The sequence below is a fragment of the Arthrobacter sp. CMU6 genome (assembly GCF_059090205.1).
This window is the reverse complement of sequence record NZ_JBNHFL010000010.1, coordinates 52364-68885: the sequence shown is the minus strand read 5'-3', so window position 1 is coordinate 68885 and position 16522 is coordinate 52364. Positions and strand designations below refer to the sequence as shown.

The following is a 16522-nucleotide window of genomic DNA, read 5'->3' as shown; positions in this document are numbered from 1 at the left end:
TTCGCAGGCGTGTTCCCTTCCCATGGCCGTGTCAGCTTGACCGGCGAACTCCCTGAAGACTGTGAACAGCCGGCGAAACAGGAGCGGGCGAAGACGATCGCCGGCCGTCCTCGGAGCTCTCCAGCCGACTGGTGCCGCCAGACCGTGGTCCGCGGGCGACGGCAAGCCTCAGGCCGCTCCCAGAAATCTTGCCGGCTCCGTCCGTGGCCAGGCCGAATGCTAACCGCACTGCGCGGACCGCCTTCTCCAACTGGTCCGTCCCCGTAACTGCACTTAGGCCTGTCTCTGAGATTTCAATGAGGTCGAGGTCCACCCCAGCCTTTGACAGGGCCGTGAAGAAGGTGGAGAAAACCGCAGGAGATGAACGCATGCCTAGTCCGGACAGGACCACCTTGCCGGCTCGGCCATTGTGCTGCAGATCCTGAAAGTTGAGATCGCTTTGCTGAGCGCGCAGCACGGACAAAACAGTTGCTGCCTGCGCCGCCGGCAGCGAAAATACGATGTCGGCGCGCTGGCCAGGTCCTGACCGCTTCTGAACGACGGTTTGAATGTTGATTCCCGATTGCGACAGGTGGCGGAAAAGGGTCGACATGTTTTCGGGATCGTCGCGGAGGCCGGCCACGCCAATTTCCGCAAGGGCCTCGCAGCCCGACACTTCGGTGATCACAGCTTGCTCGGGTGCTGGCCTGCTGAAGGGACTTCGGTCGAGACCGGGCAGAATCAAAGTCCCCATCTCGTCGCTGAAGGACGATCTGACGTGGATGGGAAGACCAAAGCGGCGCGCGTATTCAACGCTGCGCAGGTGCATGACCTTGCTGCCACAGGCGGCGAATTCGAGCATCTCCTCGCTGGATAAGGCGGCTATCTTTCGTGCCGTAGGCACGATGCGGGGATCCGCGGTGTACACACCATCCACGTCCGTGTAGATTTCACAGATGCCGGCGCCAAGGGCCGCGGCGAGAGCCACAGCTGTCAGGTCTGACCCGCCCCGTCCGAGCGTCGTGACCCGGCGGCCTTTCTGCGTCCTGCCTTGAAAGCCGGCAACAATCGGTACAGTGTCGTGGTCGAGGCAGGTCCGGATGCGTCCGGGCCGGACATCGGTTATGCGTGCTTTACCGTGAACGCTGTCTGTGATCAGGCCAGCCTGACTGCCAGTGAACGTCCGCGCCGCCTGGCCGCAGTCCACCAGGGCCATGGCCAACAGGGATGATGAAACAGCTTCCCCCATGCTGAGCAGGGCGTCCAACGCTCCCGGATTGGGATTCTGGGAAACACCCGCAGCCAGATCGCACAACTGGTCAGTAGTGTCGCCCATGGCGGACACCACGGCAACCACCTGATATCCTGCCTCCCGTGTTTTAGCTATCCTGCGGGCGGCCCTGCAGATGCCGGCTGCGTCAGCCACCGATGATCCGCCAAACTTTTGTACGATCAGGGAACCCCGCGGAACCGTCGGTCCTACATCCTCATACTGAGGCCGGCTCCACTCGGTCCAGAGGGGGGCGGTCGCCACACCGTGGCCCCTTGCCCGCTCTGCCGGCTGCGGCGCACCGTGGCCTGCAGTGGCTTCGGTTGACTCTGCAGATCCGAAGGAATCGTGATCTGCCGGAGGTACAAGTGGCATGCTCATTGGATATCCGCAATCCTTACATCGTTGTACGGCGGTTATTCCTTCTCAGGCCCAATCGAGTGATCCAGCGGAGTCAGGCGACGGTTTTCAGGACTGTTCTGTGGCCTAGCACGGATTCGGCTGCTCCGGCCAAAATTGCCAGGCCAAGATCCAGGTCCTCGGCGCTTATCGTGAGTGCAGGCATGGTCTTGAGCACTTCACCTTCCGGTCCCGAAGTCTCCACCAGAAGGCCGCGGGCAAATGATTCAGCTGCAATACGCCCTGCTGCTTTGGTATCGGAATAGTGAATTCCGGCCAGCATGCCCCGGCCCCGAACCGTGGCTCCGCTAGCAGAGGCTGCAATTCGCGCCAGTCCCGTGTGCAGCTGTGCTGATCGGGCCGCTGTTCGCGACTCAAAATCTGAATCCTGCCAGAAATGCTCCAGCGCCGCCGCGCCGGTCACGAATGCCGGATTATGCCCGCGAAAAGTACCGTTGTGCTCTCCCGGCTTCCAAATATCCAACTCGGGCCTGAACAAAGTCAGGGCCAAAGGTAAACCGAAGCCCGAAATGGATTTCGAAAGACACACAATGTCCGGGACGATGCCTGAATCTTCGAAACTGAAGAAGGTCCCTGTTCGCCCGCACCCCGCCTGAACATCATCAACGATGAGGAGGATCCCGAATTCATGGCAGATGTCCGCCAAATTCCGGAGCCAGCACGCGCGCGCCGCCCTCAGCCCGCCCTCGCCCTGAACAGTTTCGACAATGACGGCAGCAGGTCTTTCGAGACCCGATCCTGAGTCCTTCAGCGCCAGGCGGAGCCATTGAAGTCCGGCGCCCTCCTCATCGAGGAATCCGTCATAGGGAATGCTGGAGGCGTTGGTCAGGGGGACGCCGGCGCCATGACGTTTCATGGCGTTTCCGGTTACAGCCAGCGAGCCGAGCGTCATCCCGTGGAATGCGTTGGTGAAGCCAAGGATGTGTGGCCGCCCGGTGACCTTTCTGGCCAGCTTCAGCGCTGCTTCTACACAATTTGTGCCGGTGGGACCCGGAAACATCACTTTATATTCAAGATTTCTGGGCTTGAGAATGACCTCCTGGAACATTTGAAGGAACCGCCGCTTCGCGGAGGTCTTCATGTCCAAAGAGTGAATGACAGCCCCGGACAACAAATAGTCCACGAGCGGTTGAAGAAGTGCCGGGTGGTTATGCCCGTAGTTCAGGGCTCCGGCGCCCGAAAAGAAATCAAGATACTCTCGGCCGTCCTCACCGTAGAGCCTGCTGCCGGTCGCACGCTCGAAAACGGTGTCCCAACCACGGCAATAGCTGCGGACTTCGGATTCGAGTGACTCAAAAATGTCTTGCATAGGGGTAGCTTCCTGCCAGCTTGTGTATCACGGGCCAGGACGTCTGCGTCCTTCCCATTCACCTTTCAAAGACAGCCGCGCAATTGCGGCGAAACGGAACACTGCGGTTGCCATTTATTTTCCCCAGCAGCGAATAACTAGCTATCCACCGTGAATCCTCCACGGATGCACTAACGCCATTCAAACCTGCTAAAACGACAGTAGGCAGGTTCACAGGCTCGCCGCAACCGTCCTGAGTACCTGCATAGTTGACGTGGCCAATACCTACATACTTGAACACTCGCCTGCGTAGTGCGGGGTGTACCTGACTCTTGGAAGAAGCCTTCCTCAGCCCTGGGGCAAGCGGTAGCTTTCTACCATGGACGCGTTCCGCCCGAGGCGAAGGTTGTGTGGGAACACAGCAGGAGTCTTTATCGCTGCAGCTGCGGCAATCATACTCTCGGCGTGTTCATCACCTGCCGGGAGGGCTCCGCTTGGGGCGCCGCCGGCTGTCACGCTGCCGGCTGTGACACTGCCGGCCCAGGAACCGCCTCTCGCGATAAGTCCGACGGCCACGCCGGCGCCGGAGACGGCCGCTGCGGCGCCGGAGACGGCCACTGCGGCGCCGGAGGCGGCCACTGCGGCGCCGGAGAATACAGCCAGCCAGGTGCGGGCTGCTTTCGCCAGCAGGAATCTCATGAAGCACCTTGAGGCGCTGCAAAAAGTAGCGGATGGGGCAGGAGGTAATCGAGCGGCAGGAACCGCCGGTTACGAGGCATCGGCCCGGTATGTCGAGGGGCAGCTGCGATCTGCCGGGTACAAGCCGGTCCGGCAGACTTTCACGTACCGGGACGAGCGTCGTGAGGCTGATGTGGAAACATTCAACATCCTCGCGGACACTGCGGGCGACCCGGCCCACACCATTGTGGTGGGCGGGCATCTCGACTCAGTACGAAGGGGACCAGGGATAAATGACAATGCCAGCGGCGTCGCCGCCATGATCGAGACTGCCCGCTGGATGACCGAGACCGGGATCCAGCCGAAAAACAGGGTACGGTTTGCTTTCTGGGGCGCCGAAGAGGTTGATCTCCTGGGTTCCAGGCACTACGTGGACACCCTTAGCGATAGCGAAATTTCGCAGACGATGCTGAATCTCAACCTGGACATGGTCGCCTCACCCAACGGCGGACGGTTCGTCCACGATGGTGACGGCTCTAGCTTTGGACATGCCGGCCCCCGAGGTTCGGGCGAAATCGAGCGCCAGTTCTTCGAATACTTCGCAAAGAACTCGATGGCCGCGGAGGCAACTGAGCTCGATGGCGAGTCGGATTACGAACCCTTTGTTGGGGCGGGCATCCCCGTGGGAGGGCTATTCTCCGGAGATGATGATCGAAAAAACTCCGGGCAGGTGACGGAGTTCGGTGGCATCGCAGGCGAAGATCACGATCCCTGCTACCACAGCAGCTGCGACGACATAGAGAACGTCGACCCCACACTGCTGAAGGACATGGCCGGCGCCTTGGGCTACGTCACGCTTGCCTTTGCCATGACGCCGCCCTGATTGGCACCCATCTAGAAATCTAAGAGAACCGCCACCGCTGCAGTGAAGGAATCAGGCAACCCAACCGAAGTTGGGTTCACAGCGTCGAGCAGCCACCGCTTGGAGCGGCACAGTTGTTCCGGCAGCAGTGGAACGGGGCCCGCTACGTCGACGAGACCCGGGTCGACGACGGCCAGCCCCCTGCCCAGCGCTTTGAGGACTGCTTCCTTGCGCGTCCATAGGCGTGTCTGGGCACTCGCCCGGAGTGCGGGCTCCACTCTCTCAAGGTGTTCCCGTTCACGCTCCGAAAGGGCAACTGCCCCGAACCCTTCGAAGCTTGCGGCTGTGCTGCCCTCAAGGTCCACGCCGACTCCCCGCACCTGTTCGTCGGTTGTCGTGGCCAGCAGGCACCAGTCCCCCGCCCGGCTCAGGCTCGCCAGTATGGTGGGCCCGGACGGGCCAGCCTGATATCGGGGCGTTCCGTGGACGCGGTCGTCCCGGGAGCACTCCTGGCAGACGTAGTCGGCGTGCAGTGCCCCAGCATCGACTCCTGCGGCTTTTGCGGCCAGAAGCCGCAGCGCTACGCGTCCAGCCAGGAACCTGTTGCGCTGCAGTTCGGAATGGAACGAGGCCGCCCGCTGACGCTCGCCATCGTCCAGAGCATCGGCCTGGCGGAGGTCCACGCTGGACAGCATCACAGCGGCCAGAATGATTCGGCTGATTCCTGGTTCGGCCGGCCTTTCCACACCGCCTCCGGAAGGGTTGCTGCACTGTTAATAGGTCGTTGGAGTCAACAGCCTATACGCCGGTGGCGTCCTGCCCTGCATGCCGCCGGCCTGATCCAGCCAGCCCGAACCCAGTAAGCTCGAACTCATGAGTGTAATCCGTCCCGCCACACCCGCCGACGTTCCCGTAATCCTGCAGTTGATTCACGAGCTGGCAGTCTACGAAAAGGAACCGGACGCCGTCCGCAACACCCCCGAGATGCTCACCGAGGTGCTCTTCGGCAGCAACCCGCGCGTGTACGCCAACATGGCCGAGAACGAGGACGGCGAGGTGCGTGGCTTCGCACTCTGGTTCCTGAACTACTCAACGTGGGAGGGCGTGCACGGGATCTATCTGGAGGACCTCTACGTCACCCCGGAGGCACGCGGCGAGGGCCACGGGAAGGCCCTCTTGCAGCATCTGGCGGCGACCGCCGTCGAACGCGGTTATGCGCGCGTTGAATGGAGTGTCCTGGACTGGAACGAACCGTCCATCAACTTTTACCGGAAGCTCGGTGCGTTCCCGATGGAGGAATGGTCCACATTCCGCCTGACCGGAAAGGCGCTGGCAGAATTCGGCAGGCGCAGCGAGGTTGGTGTCCATGGCTGAGGCAACGCTGGACACCACGGTGCGCAAGGACCCAGTCCATACCGTCCGCGCCCGGCACAAGTTCCGCGGCATGCGCACGGCGGAACATTACTTCACGGTGCCGCTGGACCATTTTGCCGGTCCGGACGGAGAAGACGGGGCAGAGACCATCACCGTCTTCGCCCGCGAGTACGTGGCCGCCGAGCACAGCGAGGCAGAGGTGGCCGACCTGCCGTGGCTCCTGTACCTGCAGGGCGGCCCCGGCGGCCGCGGCAACCGCTTCGCGTCGCTGGGCGGCTGGAGCAAGGCAGCCGCCAAGGATTTCCGCATCCTGATGCTGGACCAACGGGGAACCGGGTTGTCCTCCCCCGTTGACCGCAACACCCTGCCGCTGCGCGGGGATGCCTCGGCGCAGGCGAGGTACCTTGAGCACTTCCGTGCCGACTCGATCGTTGCCGATGCTGAGCTCATCCGCCAGGCTCTGGGCGCCGAGCCGTGGACAGTCTACGGGCAGAGCTACGGCGGCTTTTGCGCGCTCACCTACCTGTCGTTTGCGCCCACCGGACTGCGCGAGGTGCTGATCACCGGCGGGCTTGCCCCGTTGACCGGTTCCCCCGACCGGGTCTACCGCCAGACCTTTCGGCGGGTGGCAGCCCGCAACGCAGAGTACTTCGGCTGGTACCCCGAGGACCGGGAAGCTGTAGACCGGGTCACGAATCACCTCCGCAGCACGGCGGAATATCTCCCGGACGGCTCGCCCCTTACGGTGGAGCGGTTCCAGATGGTGGGATCCTTCCTCGGCGGGAACACCCGGGTGGACAGCCTGCACAACCTGCTGGAGGACGCCTTCGTGGAGACGCCCGGCGGTCCGCGTCTCTCGGACCCGTTCCTCGAGCAGGTACGGACCCTGGTCTCGCGCGCGGCCAACCCCCTGTACGCGCTGATGCACGAATCCATCTACGGCCAGGGTGCGGCCACGGACTGGGCTGCCTGGCGGGTCCTCAGGGAGTTCCCTGAGTTCAGCCCGGAAGCCGCCGAGGTGCTCCTGACCGGCGAGATGGTCTACCCGTGGTACTTCGAACAGGATCCTGCGCTGAGCCCGCTCAAGGACGTCGCGGAACTGCTGGCGGCCAAGGCTGACTGGAAGCCGCTCTACGACACGGCGCAGCTGGCGGCCAACATCGTGCCGGCGGCCGCAGCCGTCTACCGCGACGATATCTACGTGGACCACGGACTCTCCCTGGAGACCGCGGCCGCCGTCCGCAAGCTGAAGACCTGGGAAACCGGCGAGTTCCACCACGACGGCATCGCCGACGACGGTGAGGCCATCTTCGGCCGCCTGCTCGGCATGGTCCGCTCGGTCCGGTAAGCCAGGCAACAAACAAGCCCAGCACAAGCCAAAGCAACCCCGGCCACCAGAGTGGCCGGGGTTGCTTTGCTGCCGAAACGGATCAGGAGAGCCTAGTCGACGTCGCTCAGGCTCTTCCGGGCGTCCTCCTCGAGGCGGGCGTCCAGCTTGGCCTTCTGCGCGCCGGAGCTCACCAGGCTGGCGATCACGGCGATGATGATCGTGCCGATGATGACGGCGAGGGACACATAGGTGGGGATCTCCGGAGCCCACTCAATGTGGTGCCCGCCGTTGATGAACGGCAGTTCGTTGACGTGCATGGCGTGCAGGACCAGCTTCACGCCGATGAAGGCCAGGATGATGGACAGGGCGTGCTTCAGGTAGATGAGGCGGTTCATCAAGCCGCCGAGCAGGAAGTACAGCTGCCGCAGACCCATCAGCGCGAAGATGTTGGCCGTGAACACGATGAAGGCGCTTTGCGTGAGGCCGAAGATTGCCGGGATGGAGTCCACAGCGAACAGCAGGTCGGTCATGCCGATGGTGATGAAGACGATCACCATCGGGGTGAAGACCTTCTTGCCGTCGACCGTGGTGCGCAGCTTGCCGCCGTCGAACTTCTCCGACATGGGAATGACCTTGCGGAGCTTGGTGATGAGGGCGTTTTCCTTGTCCTCTTCGTCTTCACCCTCGTCCTGCGCCTGCTTCCAGGCGGTCCAAAGGAGGAAGGCGCCGAAGATGTAGAAGACCCAGCTGAACTGCTCGATGACGATGGCGCCGAGCATGATGAAGATGCCACGCAGGATCAGCGCGATGATGATGCCCACCATCAGCACTTCCTGCTGGTACTTACGAGGCACCGAGAAGCGGGCCATGATGATGATGAAGACAAACAGGTTGTCGATGCTGAGGCTGTATTCAGTCACCCAGCCGGCCACGAACTGGCTGCCGTACTCGGGTCCCGTGAACATGAACATGGCACCGGCGAACACGAGGGCCAGTGCCACGTAGAAGGCCACCCAGAGGCCGGCTTCCTTCATGGAGGGTTCGTGCGGACGCCGCACTACCAGAAGCAGGTCCATAAGGAGGATGATGCCGAGGACGACAAACGAGCCGACCTCGAACCAGACGGGAAGTTCCACAAAAATGCCTTTCGCAGGGTACAGAAAACCGGTGTAAGTCTCTCCGGCGAACCTGTGCACTTGGTGCTGATGTGGCTGCCCGCTACGCCCGGCAAGGCATCTGTGCCCTGCGTGCTGACGTTCGTAGCGCTTGGGATACTCCCCTACGTGACCTCAACTTTACCCTAGAGGCGGCGCACGATGCGCCACGTGACGTTCGCGCCCCAACGACTTCCAGTGGCTTTCCGGCCGGCCGCGCCCGGCGGGCCGCGCCCCCGGCCGGCCCCCTGTCAGCCTTAGGCGTGCCCGGCCGACTGCATCTGGCGCAGTTCCTTCTTCAGCTCGGAAACCTCATCGCGGATCCGGGCAGCCACTTCGAACTGCAGTTCGGCGGCCGCTCCGTGCATCTGCTCGGTCAGCTGTTCGATCAGCCCCACCAGGTCCTCGGCAGGTGCTGCAGCCAGCCCGTCGGCGCGGACAGTGGCTGCGCCCTTGGCGGCGGACTTGCCGCGCTTGGCGCCCTTAGCGAGGCGGTTGTTGTTGAGCAGCTCCTGGGTATCCGCGTCTTCCTTGGCCAGCTGGTCAGTGATGTCGGCAATCTTCTTCCGCAACGGCTGCGGATCGATGCCTCTTTCCGTGTTGTACGCCACCTGGATGGCGCGGCGCCGGTTGGTCTCCTCGATGGCGTGGGCCATGGAGTCGGTGATGCGGTCGGCATACATGTGCACCTGTCCGGAGACGTTACGTGCGGCGCGGCCGATCGTCTGGATCAGCGAGGTGGACGACCGCAGGAATCCTTCCTTGTCGGCGTCCAGAATGCTCACCAATGAGACTTCGGGCAGGTCCAGGCCTTCCCGGAGCAGGTTGATGCCCACCAGGACGTCGAACGTGCCCATCCGGAGTTCACGGAGCAACTCCACGCGCCGCAGGGTGTCCACGTCCGAGTGCAGGTACTCCACCTTCACGCCGTGGCCCAGCAGGTAGTCGGTCAGGTCCTCCGCCATCCGCTTGGTGAGCGTGGTGACCAGGACGCGTTCGTTCTTCTCAGTCCGCGTCTTGATTTCACCGAGCAGGTCATCGATCTGGCCCTTGGTGGGTTTGACGACCACTTCGGGGTCGATCAGGCCGGTGGGCCGGATGATCTGCTGGACAAAGCCGTCAGCCTTGCCGAGCTCGTACTTTCCGGGGGTGGCGGACAAGTAGACGGTCTGGCCCACGCGCTGGAGGAATTCGTCCCACTTGAGCGGGCGGTTGTCCATGGCGGAGGGCAGGCGGAACCCGAAGTCCACCAGGTTCCGCTTGCGGGACATGTCGCCCTCGTACATCGCGCCGATCTGCGGGACGGTGACGTGGGATTCATCGATCACCAGCAGGAAGTCGTCAGGGAAATAATCAAGGAGGCAGTGCGGAGCCGTTCCGGGGTCACGGCCATCAATGTGTACGGAGTAGTTCTCGATGCCGTTGCAGAAGCCCATCTGCTGCATCATTTCGAGGTCGTACGTGGTGCGCATCCGCAGCCGCTGTGCTTCGACGAGTTTGTTCTGGCTTTCCAGGACCTTCAGCCGGTCGGCAAGTTCGTCTTCGATCCGCTTGATTGCCCTGGCCATGCGGTCCGGTCCGGCAACGTAGTGCGAGGCCGGGAAGACGTACATTTCCTCCTCGTCCCGGATCACCTCTCCGGTCAGCGGATGCAGCGTGTGGATGTTTTCAATCTCGTCGCCGAAAAACTCGATCCGGATGGCCAGTTCCTCGTACATGGGAATGATCTCCACGGTGTCGCCGCGGACCCGGAAGGTGCCCCGGTGGAAGTCCATGTCATTGCGCACGTACTGCATGGAGACGAATTTCCGCAGGAGGTCGTCACGGTTCATCTCATCACCCTTGCGGAGAGTGACCATGCCGGCGATGTACTCTTCCGGCGTGCCGAGGCCGTAGATGCAGGACACCGTGGCTACCACGATCACGTCGCGGCGGGTCAGGAGGGCGTTGGTAGCCGAGTGGCGGAGCCGCTCCACTTCCTCGTTGATGGAGGAGTCCTTCTCGATGAAGGTGTCCGTCTGCGCCACATAGGCCTCAGGCTGGTAGTAGTCGTAGTAGGAGACGAAGTATTCCACCGCGTTGTTGGGCAGCAGCTCGCGGAACTCGTTGGCCAGCTGCGCCGCGAGGGTCTTGTTCTGGACCATCACCAGGGTGGGCCGCTGCACCTGCTCCACCAGCCACGCTGTGGTGGCGCTCTTGCCGGTGCCCGTGGCGCCCAGCAGGACCACGTCCTTTTCACCGTTCTTGATGCGTTCGGTGAGTTCGGCGATGGCCGCCGGCTGGTCACCAGCCGGCTGGAACTCGCTGATGACCTCGAAGGGGGCAACGACGCGGTTGATCTCCTGCGCAAGACTCATGCATCTAATCTACCGCCGGCCACCGACAGGAAGCCCTGATTCAGCTTTGGGCTGTACCGGTCACCTGCCGGCGGCGTTGGCGGAGGCGGAAATGTATGACGGCGGCTGCCAGCCGCTGCTTTCGGCCCACCGTTCCATTCCGGGAGCCGCGACGTCCCGGAACCAGGCCTCCTTGTCGTCGGCATAGCCGGAGGTGTTGGCGTCGGACGCGTGCAGTGCGGCCACCCGGCGCTTCTCCGCTGCATACTTCTCCCGTGCGTCCGGGTCGGCGCGAAGCCAGTCGCGAAAGCACAGGGCGAAGCGCCAGCCCGGTGATCCCGCCACCCGGACATGGAGATTTACCGGCCGCCCGGGGTCGGCGTTGCCGTGCAGGCGCTTGGACCACGCAGCGGGGTCGGGGCGTCCGTGGGGGCTGTCCATCAGGATGCCCGGCCAGGGCGGGAACCCCGCGGCACCCAGCAGGGGCGCAATCCTGTCTGCCGTCCCGAGGTCAGGGACCGCGAGCTGCAGGTCAATGACGTCTTTCGCCTCGAGGCCGGGAACCGCCGTCGACCCGATGTGGTCCACCGCCAGGATGGCTTCCGGCGCCGCGGCCTTCAGCCGCTCCGCCAGGCCGGCAGCCTGGCGAGGCCAGTCGGGGTTCGGCGCGGCCAGGACGGGCGCGCCGCTGCGGCCGGCCACTGTGGCCTGGCTGATGTTCCGCGCGAAAGGCAGCAGTCGCTGGTCCCACAGCAAGTCCACCGCGGCCAGCAGCTCCTCGCGCGTGCCCGAGTTGGAGAGGACTACGTCCGCTGCGGCGAGACGGTCCTGCCGGGAGGCCTGGGCGGCCATCCGTGAACGGGCATCCGCTTCAGTCATTCCGCGGTGCTCGGTCATGCGCTGCAGCCGGACCTCTTCGGGTGCATCCACCACCAGAACAAGGTGGAAGTTCCTCTGCTGCCCGGTTTCCACCAGCAGCGGGATGTCCTGCACCACCACCGCGTCCGCCGGGGCGGCCGCCATCACCGCCGCGGCGCGTGCCCGGACCAGCGGATGGACGATGCCGTTGAGCTCCTCACGCCGTTCCGGGTGCTGAAACACGATGGCACCGAGGCGGGGCCGGTCGAGCCGCCCCTCGCCGTCCAGGATCTTCGGGCCGAAGGCGTCCACGACGGCGGCCAGGCCCGGGGTGCCCGGCTCCACGACTTCACGGGCGATCGCGTCGGCGTCAACGAGCACAGCCCCCAACTCCGCCAGGCGTGTTGCCACCAGAGACTTCCCCGAGGCGATGCCGCCCGTCAACCCAATCTTCAGCACTCCCCAAGACTAATCCCCACCGCCCCCCAAGCCTCGCTCCGCTCGCCCAGGGAACCCTGGCGGCGTGGGCCCATGCCCGGACTAGACTTGGGCGGTGCAAGAGCAAGAGAGCAGGCAGTCCGCGTACACCACCCTGGCTGCGGGGGACGGGTTCCGCCACGAGATCGAGATCAAGCGCTCACGGTTCATCACCGTGCTGCGCCGTGCGGTGACCGAAGAAGACGCCCGCGCCCTGGTGTCCGAACTCCGCCGCGAGTTCCATGATGCACGGCACCACTGCTCGGCCTTCGTGCTTGGCCCGGACCGGGACGTCCAGCGCTCCAGCGATGACGGGGAACCCTCCGGCACGGCCGGGATCCCCATGCTGGAGGCCCTGCTCCGCCGGGAAACTGCCCCGGGGGTGACGGACCTCAGCGACGTGAGTGCCGTCGTCGTGCGTTATTTCGGCGGAATACTGCTGGGGGCCGGCGGACTGGTGCGCGCCTACTCCGATTCCGTCTCGACGGCGCTCGAGCTGTCTCCGATGGTGCAACGCCGGCGGCTGCGCATATGCGCCGTGCGGGTACCGCACGCCGCGGCCGGGCGGCTCGAGAACGACCTGCGCAGCGCAGGCTATGCGATGGCCGGGACCGGCTACGAAGCCCAGTCCACGGTGCTGCGGCTCGCCCTGCCGGATGCGGCCGGGGACCTGGCGGCGGCCGCTGACCGGCTGGCCGCACTGACCGCCGGAAGCACTGCCCTCCAGCGCGAGGGCACAGAGTGGATTGACGTCCCGCGCTGACAGCTGATCGAGGAAATCATCAGCTTGCTTAGGAGTTTCCGCTTTCCTAGGGTGGACCTGTAAGGCATCACAGGAAAAGGAGGACTCATGTCAGAGCACAACATCACCGGCAAGAGGGTCGCGTTTCTGCTGACAGACGGCGTGGAGCAGGTTGAACTGACGAGCCCGTGGGACGCGGTCAAGAACGCCGGCGGCGAGCCCGTCCTGGTGGCCCCGAAGAGCGGCAAGCTGCAGGGCTTTGAGGGCGTTGAGAAGGGCGACACCTTCGACGTGGACCTGACCCTTAAGGACGCCAATGCCTCGGACTTCCATGCCCTGGTGATTCCGGGCGGCGTGGTGAACGCCGACCATCTCAGGGTGGACAAGGACGCGCAGGCGTTTGCGCGGAGCTTCTTCGAGCAGCACAAGCCGGTGGCAGCCATCTGCCACGGCCCCTGGCTGCTGATCGACGCGGGCGTCGTCAAGGGCAGGAACCTCACCTCGTACCACGCGCTGGCCACGGACCTCCGGAACGCGGGCGCCAACTGGAGCGACCAGGAAGTCGTGGTGGACCAGGGCTTCGTGACCAGCCGGAAGCCGGACGACCTCCCGGCATTCAACGACAAGGTGCTGGAGGAGATCGCCGAAGGCGAGCACGCCGGCCAGACGGCCTGACGCCGTCAATTCCGGCAGCCCGCACAACAGGCTGCCGGCAACAAAAAAGGTGGCCGCCCCCTTTCGGGGACGGCCACCTTCTTTACTGGCATTCAGCCAGCGCGGGGCAATTAGTTGCCGGTCAGCTTCTCGCGCAGAGCGGCAAGAGCCTCGTCCGAAGCAAGCGTGCCTGCACCGGAATCGGTGGCAGCCGGCTCGGAGGAGTAGCTGGTGGTGCCGGAGTCGCTCTCGCCGGACGTCGCAGCAGCGGCGTCGTCGGCAGCGTGCTGGGCAACCTGCTTCTTGTGTGCTTCCCAGCGGGTCTGGGCGTCAGCGTACTGCTGCTCCCAGGCCGCGCGCTGTGCTTCGTAGCCTTCGAGCCACTCGTTGGACTCGGGGTCGAAGCCCTCCGGGTACTTGTAGTTGCCCTCTTCGTCGTACTCTGCGGCCATGCCGTACAGAGCGGGGTCGAACTCGGTGCTGTCGGCGTCAACGCCCTCGTTAGCCTGCTTGAGGGAGAGGGAGATGCGGCGGCGCTCGAGGTCGATGTCGATGACCTTGACGAACAGTTCGTCGCCAACGGAGACAACCTGCTCAGCCAGCTCCACGTGGCGGACAGCCAGCTCGGAGATGTGGACGAGGCCTTCGATGCCGTCTTCGACGCGAACGAACGCACCGAACGGAACCAGCTTGGTGACCTTACCCGGAACAACCTGGCCGAGGGCGTGGGTGCGGGCGAAGGTCTGCCACGGATCTTCCTGCGTAGCCTTGAGCGACAGGGAGACACGCTCGCGGTCCAGATCCACTTCGAGGACCTCGACGGTGACTTCCTGGCCAACTTCGACAACCTCGGACGGGTGGTCGATGTGCTTCCAGGACAGCTCGGAAACGTGCACGAGGCCGTCTACGCCGCCCAGGTCCACGAAGGCACCGAAGTTGACGATGGAGGAAACGACGCCGGGACGGACCTGGCCCTTTTCCAGCTTGTTGAGGAACGTGGAGCGGACCTCGGACTGGGTCTGCTCCAGCCATGCACGGCGGGACAGCACAACGTTGTTGCGGTTCTTGTCCAGCTCGATGATCTTGGCTTCGATCTGCTGACCGATGTACGGAGCCAGGTCGCGCACGCGGCGCATCTCGACGAGGGATGCGGGCAGGAAGCCGCGCAGGCCGATGTCGAGGATAAGACCACCCTTGACAACCTCGATGACGGTACCGGTGACAACACCGTCTTCTTCCTTGACCTTCTCGATGTCGCCCCAGGCACGCTCGTACTGAGCACGCTTCTTGGACAGGATCAGGCGGCCTTCTTTGTCTTCCTTGGTGAGCACCAGGGCTTCGACCTGATCGCCAACGGAGACGACGTCTCCGGGATCAACGTCGTGCTTGATGGAAAGCTCGCGGGAGGGAATGACACCTTCGGTCTTGTAACCGATGTCGAGCAGAACTTCGTCGCGGTCGACCTTGACGACGGTACCTTCGACGAGGTCTCCGTCGTTGAAGTACTTGATGGTCGCGTCGACAGCTGCGAGGAAGTCCTCAGCGGTACCGATGTCGTTAATGGCGACTACGGGGGTACCGGGCTTCTCGGTGGAGGTGATGGTCATGTAGTAGGGGCTCCGTTGTGGATAGTTAGTCGGTCAGGCAAACCGCCGCGCCTGCGTTATGGAACGCAGGCGCAGGTGCGGGCACCTCGCAGGGAAGTGCCTGGTAATCCTGATTTTGTGGATTGAAGAAAAAACGTGCACGTAGTACACGCCTGTTTATTCTAGTGGCAAGCGCCAACCGGGGTCAAAGCGCTAGAAATGCGTCAGGCAGTGCGGCGCGCGTTCGACGGCGAACATCCGGGCGGTGCGGAACGCCGCGTCCGGCGCGTGCTCCAGAATGCGCCCCGACGCCGCCAGCGTCACGGGGTTGACCCCGCCGAGGTAGATGGCGGACAGCGCCGCCACATCCAGCTCAAGGTCCGGCGCGCCGCCCCCCGCGGCCGTGACGACGGCATTGCCGTCATCCACCGCTAGGGCGAAGGTGCCACCGGTCAGGCCGAGGGGGTCTGCGACTTTCAGGACCAGCCGCCCGTCGGCCGGATAATGCCGGGCCTCCAGCGCCTGCTTCACGTCGAGGATCCGGAGCCACAGCATGTCCCGCGCCGCCGACGCCTCCACGCAGCGCGCGTCCTCGAGAGCCCACCGCAGCGGGTCGTCAACCGGCGCTTCCTCCCAGGTGACGCGTTCAACGAGGTCGATGGCGGCCAGGTACTGCCACAGCTCCAGGTACGCCGCCGGGGTCGCCGCGACCAGATCCACGACTTCCATGGTGTACGGGGTACTGGACCAGCCGGCAAACCGGTAGGAGACGTAGCCGTCCACGTCGCCGCCGGGGCCGTAGTGCAGCGCCACCTTGACCTTCGGGTCTTCGCCGCCGTCCCGGCTGACGGAACCTGAGGCGAACTGCCGGTAGAACTCATGCCGGCCGATCGATCCGGGTGTGCTGCGGTGAACACGGTCGAAGATTTCCGGAGCCAGGTCCAGAAGAACCTTCGGGTCGGCAACCTCAACACTGCCCACCGGCGTGTGATGAAGCCTGAAACGCGCTGTGGTGTCCACCTTCACTGCCTGCTCGGACGTTGCGACGCCGAACCCGAACCGCCCGTAAATCGATGCCTCGGAGGCCGTCAGGGCTGCCATCGCGAGGCCTTCCTCCCGGGCCAGGGCGAGGTCCTCCCCCATCATGCGGCGCAGCAGGCCGCGGCGCCGGTGGGAGGTCCGGACCGTCACCGCAGTCACGAGCCGGGTATCCAGCAGCCTGCCAAACCCGATGTTGAGCGTCTTGGTCATTGTGCCGAAGGTGGCCACGGGCATATCGGCGCCCAGCGAGTGACCGGCAACAGCTCCTGTCTGGTACACACCGGTCATGACGCGGTGGTCTGTGCGCTGCAGCTCGATGCTCGTTTCCACGCGCTCGTCGCTGCGCCGGGCCTCGTGGAAGCCAAAGGCCACCGCCCGCATCCAGGCAACCGACTCCGCGTACGCGGGATCGTCTTTGGCCGCCGCTTGGAACCGACGGATTTCATAGTCAGCGCTCAGATCAGACACAACCC

General features: G+C 64.1%; 14 protein-coding genes. 5 read left to right on the top strand and 9 right to left on the bottom strand.

All coding sequences use genetic code 11. The annotated features are described in order from the left end of the window. Positions 1-31: 31 nt before the first annotated feature. From AC5RWD_RS09085 to AC5RWD_RS09075, 3 genes are all read right to left on the bottom strand, one after another. Positions 32-1435, bottom strand: a complete 1404-nt coding sequence (locus AC5RWD_RS09085; protein WP_494019764.1) for an aspartate kinase — start codon at positions 1433-1435, stop codon at positions 32-34. A gap of 268 nt (positions 1436-1703) precedes the next feature. Next, a complete protein-coding gene (gene ectB / locus AC5RWD_RS09080; RefSeq protein ID WP_494019698.1) occupies positions 1704-2978 on the bottom strand; it encodes a diaminobutyrate--2-oxoglutarate transaminase in 1275 nt (424 codons plus the stop codon). Positions 2979-3305: 327 nt separating this feature from the next. Next, positions 3306-3656: a hypothetical protein gene (locus AC5RWD_RS09075; protein ID WP_494019697.1), complete on the bottom strand. Its 351-nt coding sequence runs from the start codon at positions 3654-3656 to the stop codon at positions 3306-3308. Between AC5RWD_RS09075 and AC5RWD_RS09070 the strand changes: the two genes are divergently transcribed. Beyond that, positions 3655-4518, top strand: coding sequence for a M20/M25/M40 family metallo-hydrolase (locus AC5RWD_RS09070; protein WP_494019696.1), 864 nt, complete (start codon positions 3655-3657; stop codon positions 4516-4518). The two genes, AC5RWD_RS09075 and AC5RWD_RS09070, sit on opposite strands and share 2 nt — an antisense overlap. A gap of 11 nt (positions 4519-4529) precedes the next feature. On the opposite strand, the gene AC5RWD_RS09065 is transcribed toward AC5RWD_RS09070, so the two are convergent. Continuing rightward, the gene (locus AC5RWD_RS09065) at positions 4530-5192 is read right to left on the bottom strand and encodes a 4'-phosphopantetheinyl transferase family protein (protein ID WP_494019763.1); all 663 of its coding nucleotides are present in this window, start codon (positions 5190-5192) and stop codon (positions 4530-4532) included. A 178-nt stretch (positions 5193-5370) separates the two neighbouring features. On the opposite strand from AC5RWD_RS09065, the gene AC5RWD_RS09060 reads away from it, so the two are divergent. Further along, positions 5371-5871, top strand: a complete 501-nt coding sequence (locus AC5RWD_RS09060; RefSeq protein ID WP_494019695.1) for a GNAT family N-acetyltransferase — start codon at positions 5371-5373, stop codon at positions 5869-5871. Next, positions 5864-7219, top strand: coding sequence for an alpha/beta fold hydrolase (locus AC5RWD_RS09055; protein WP_494019694.1), 1356 nt, complete (start codon positions 5864-5866; stop codon positions 7217-7219). The genes AC5RWD_RS09060 and AC5RWD_RS09055 overlap by 8 nt, the downstream gene beginning before the upstream one ends. Positions 7220-7311: 92 nt before the next feature. Here AC5RWD_RS09055 and AC5RWD_RS09050 read toward each other — a convergent pair whose 3' ends face one another. The 3 genes from AC5RWD_RS09050 to coaE form a co-directional block, all read right to left on the bottom strand. Next, positions 7312-8337: a TerC family protein gene (locus AC5RWD_RS09050; protein WP_494019693.1), complete on the bottom strand. Its 1026-nt coding sequence runs from the start codon at positions 8335-8337 to the stop codon at positions 7312-7314. Positions 8338-8612: 275 nt separating this feature from the next. Continuing rightward, positions 8613-10712 carry an excinuclease ABC subunit UvrB gene (uvrB, locus tag AC5RWD_RS09045; RefSeq protein ID WP_494019692.1) on the bottom strand — a complete coding sequence of 700 codons (2100 nt, stop codon included), beginning with the start codon at positions 10710-10712 and terminating at the stop codon, positions 8613-8615. Between the two features lie 60 nt (positions 10713-10772). After that, positions 10773-12008 (bottom strand): dephospho-CoA kinase, encoded by a 1236-nt coding sequence (gene coaE, locus AC5RWD_RS09040; protein WP_494019691.1) that lies wholly within the window; start codon positions 12006-12008, stop codon positions 10773-10775. Between the two features lie 94 nt (positions 12009-12102). Here coaE and AC5RWD_RS09035 point away from each other — a divergent pair, with 94 nt between their 5' ends. Both AC5RWD_RS09035 and AC5RWD_RS09030 read left to right on the top strand, forming a co-directional pair. Then, the gene (locus AC5RWD_RS09035; protein WP_494019690.1) at positions 12103-12789 is read left to right on the top strand and encodes an IMPACT family protein; all 687 of its coding nucleotides are present in this window, start codon (positions 12103-12105) and stop codon (positions 12787-12789) included. A gap of 87 nt (positions 12790-12876) precedes the next feature. Further along, positions 12877-13443, top strand: a complete 567-nt coding sequence (locus tag AC5RWD_RS09030; protein WP_494019689.1) for a type 1 glutamine amidotransferase domain-containing protein — start codon at positions 12877-12879, stop codon at positions 13441-13443. 110 nt (positions 13444-13553) lie between these two features. On the opposite strand, the gene rpsA is transcribed toward AC5RWD_RS09030, so the two are convergent. Beyond that, positions 13554-15029 carry a 30S ribosomal protein S1 gene (gene rpsA, locus AC5RWD_RS09025; RefSeq protein ID WP_377950923.1) on the bottom strand — a complete coding sequence of 492 codons (1476 nt, stop codon included), beginning with the start codon at positions 15027-15029 and terminating at the stop codon, positions 13554-13556. A 192-nt stretch (positions 15030-15221) separates the two neighbouring features. Further along, positions 15222-16508: a GNAT family N-acetyltransferase gene (locus AC5RWD_RS09020; protein ID WP_494019762.1), complete on the bottom strand. Its 1287-nt coding sequence runs from the start codon at positions 16506-16508 to the stop codon at positions 15222-15224. Between the last annotated feature and the right edge of the window lie 14 nt (positions 16509-16522).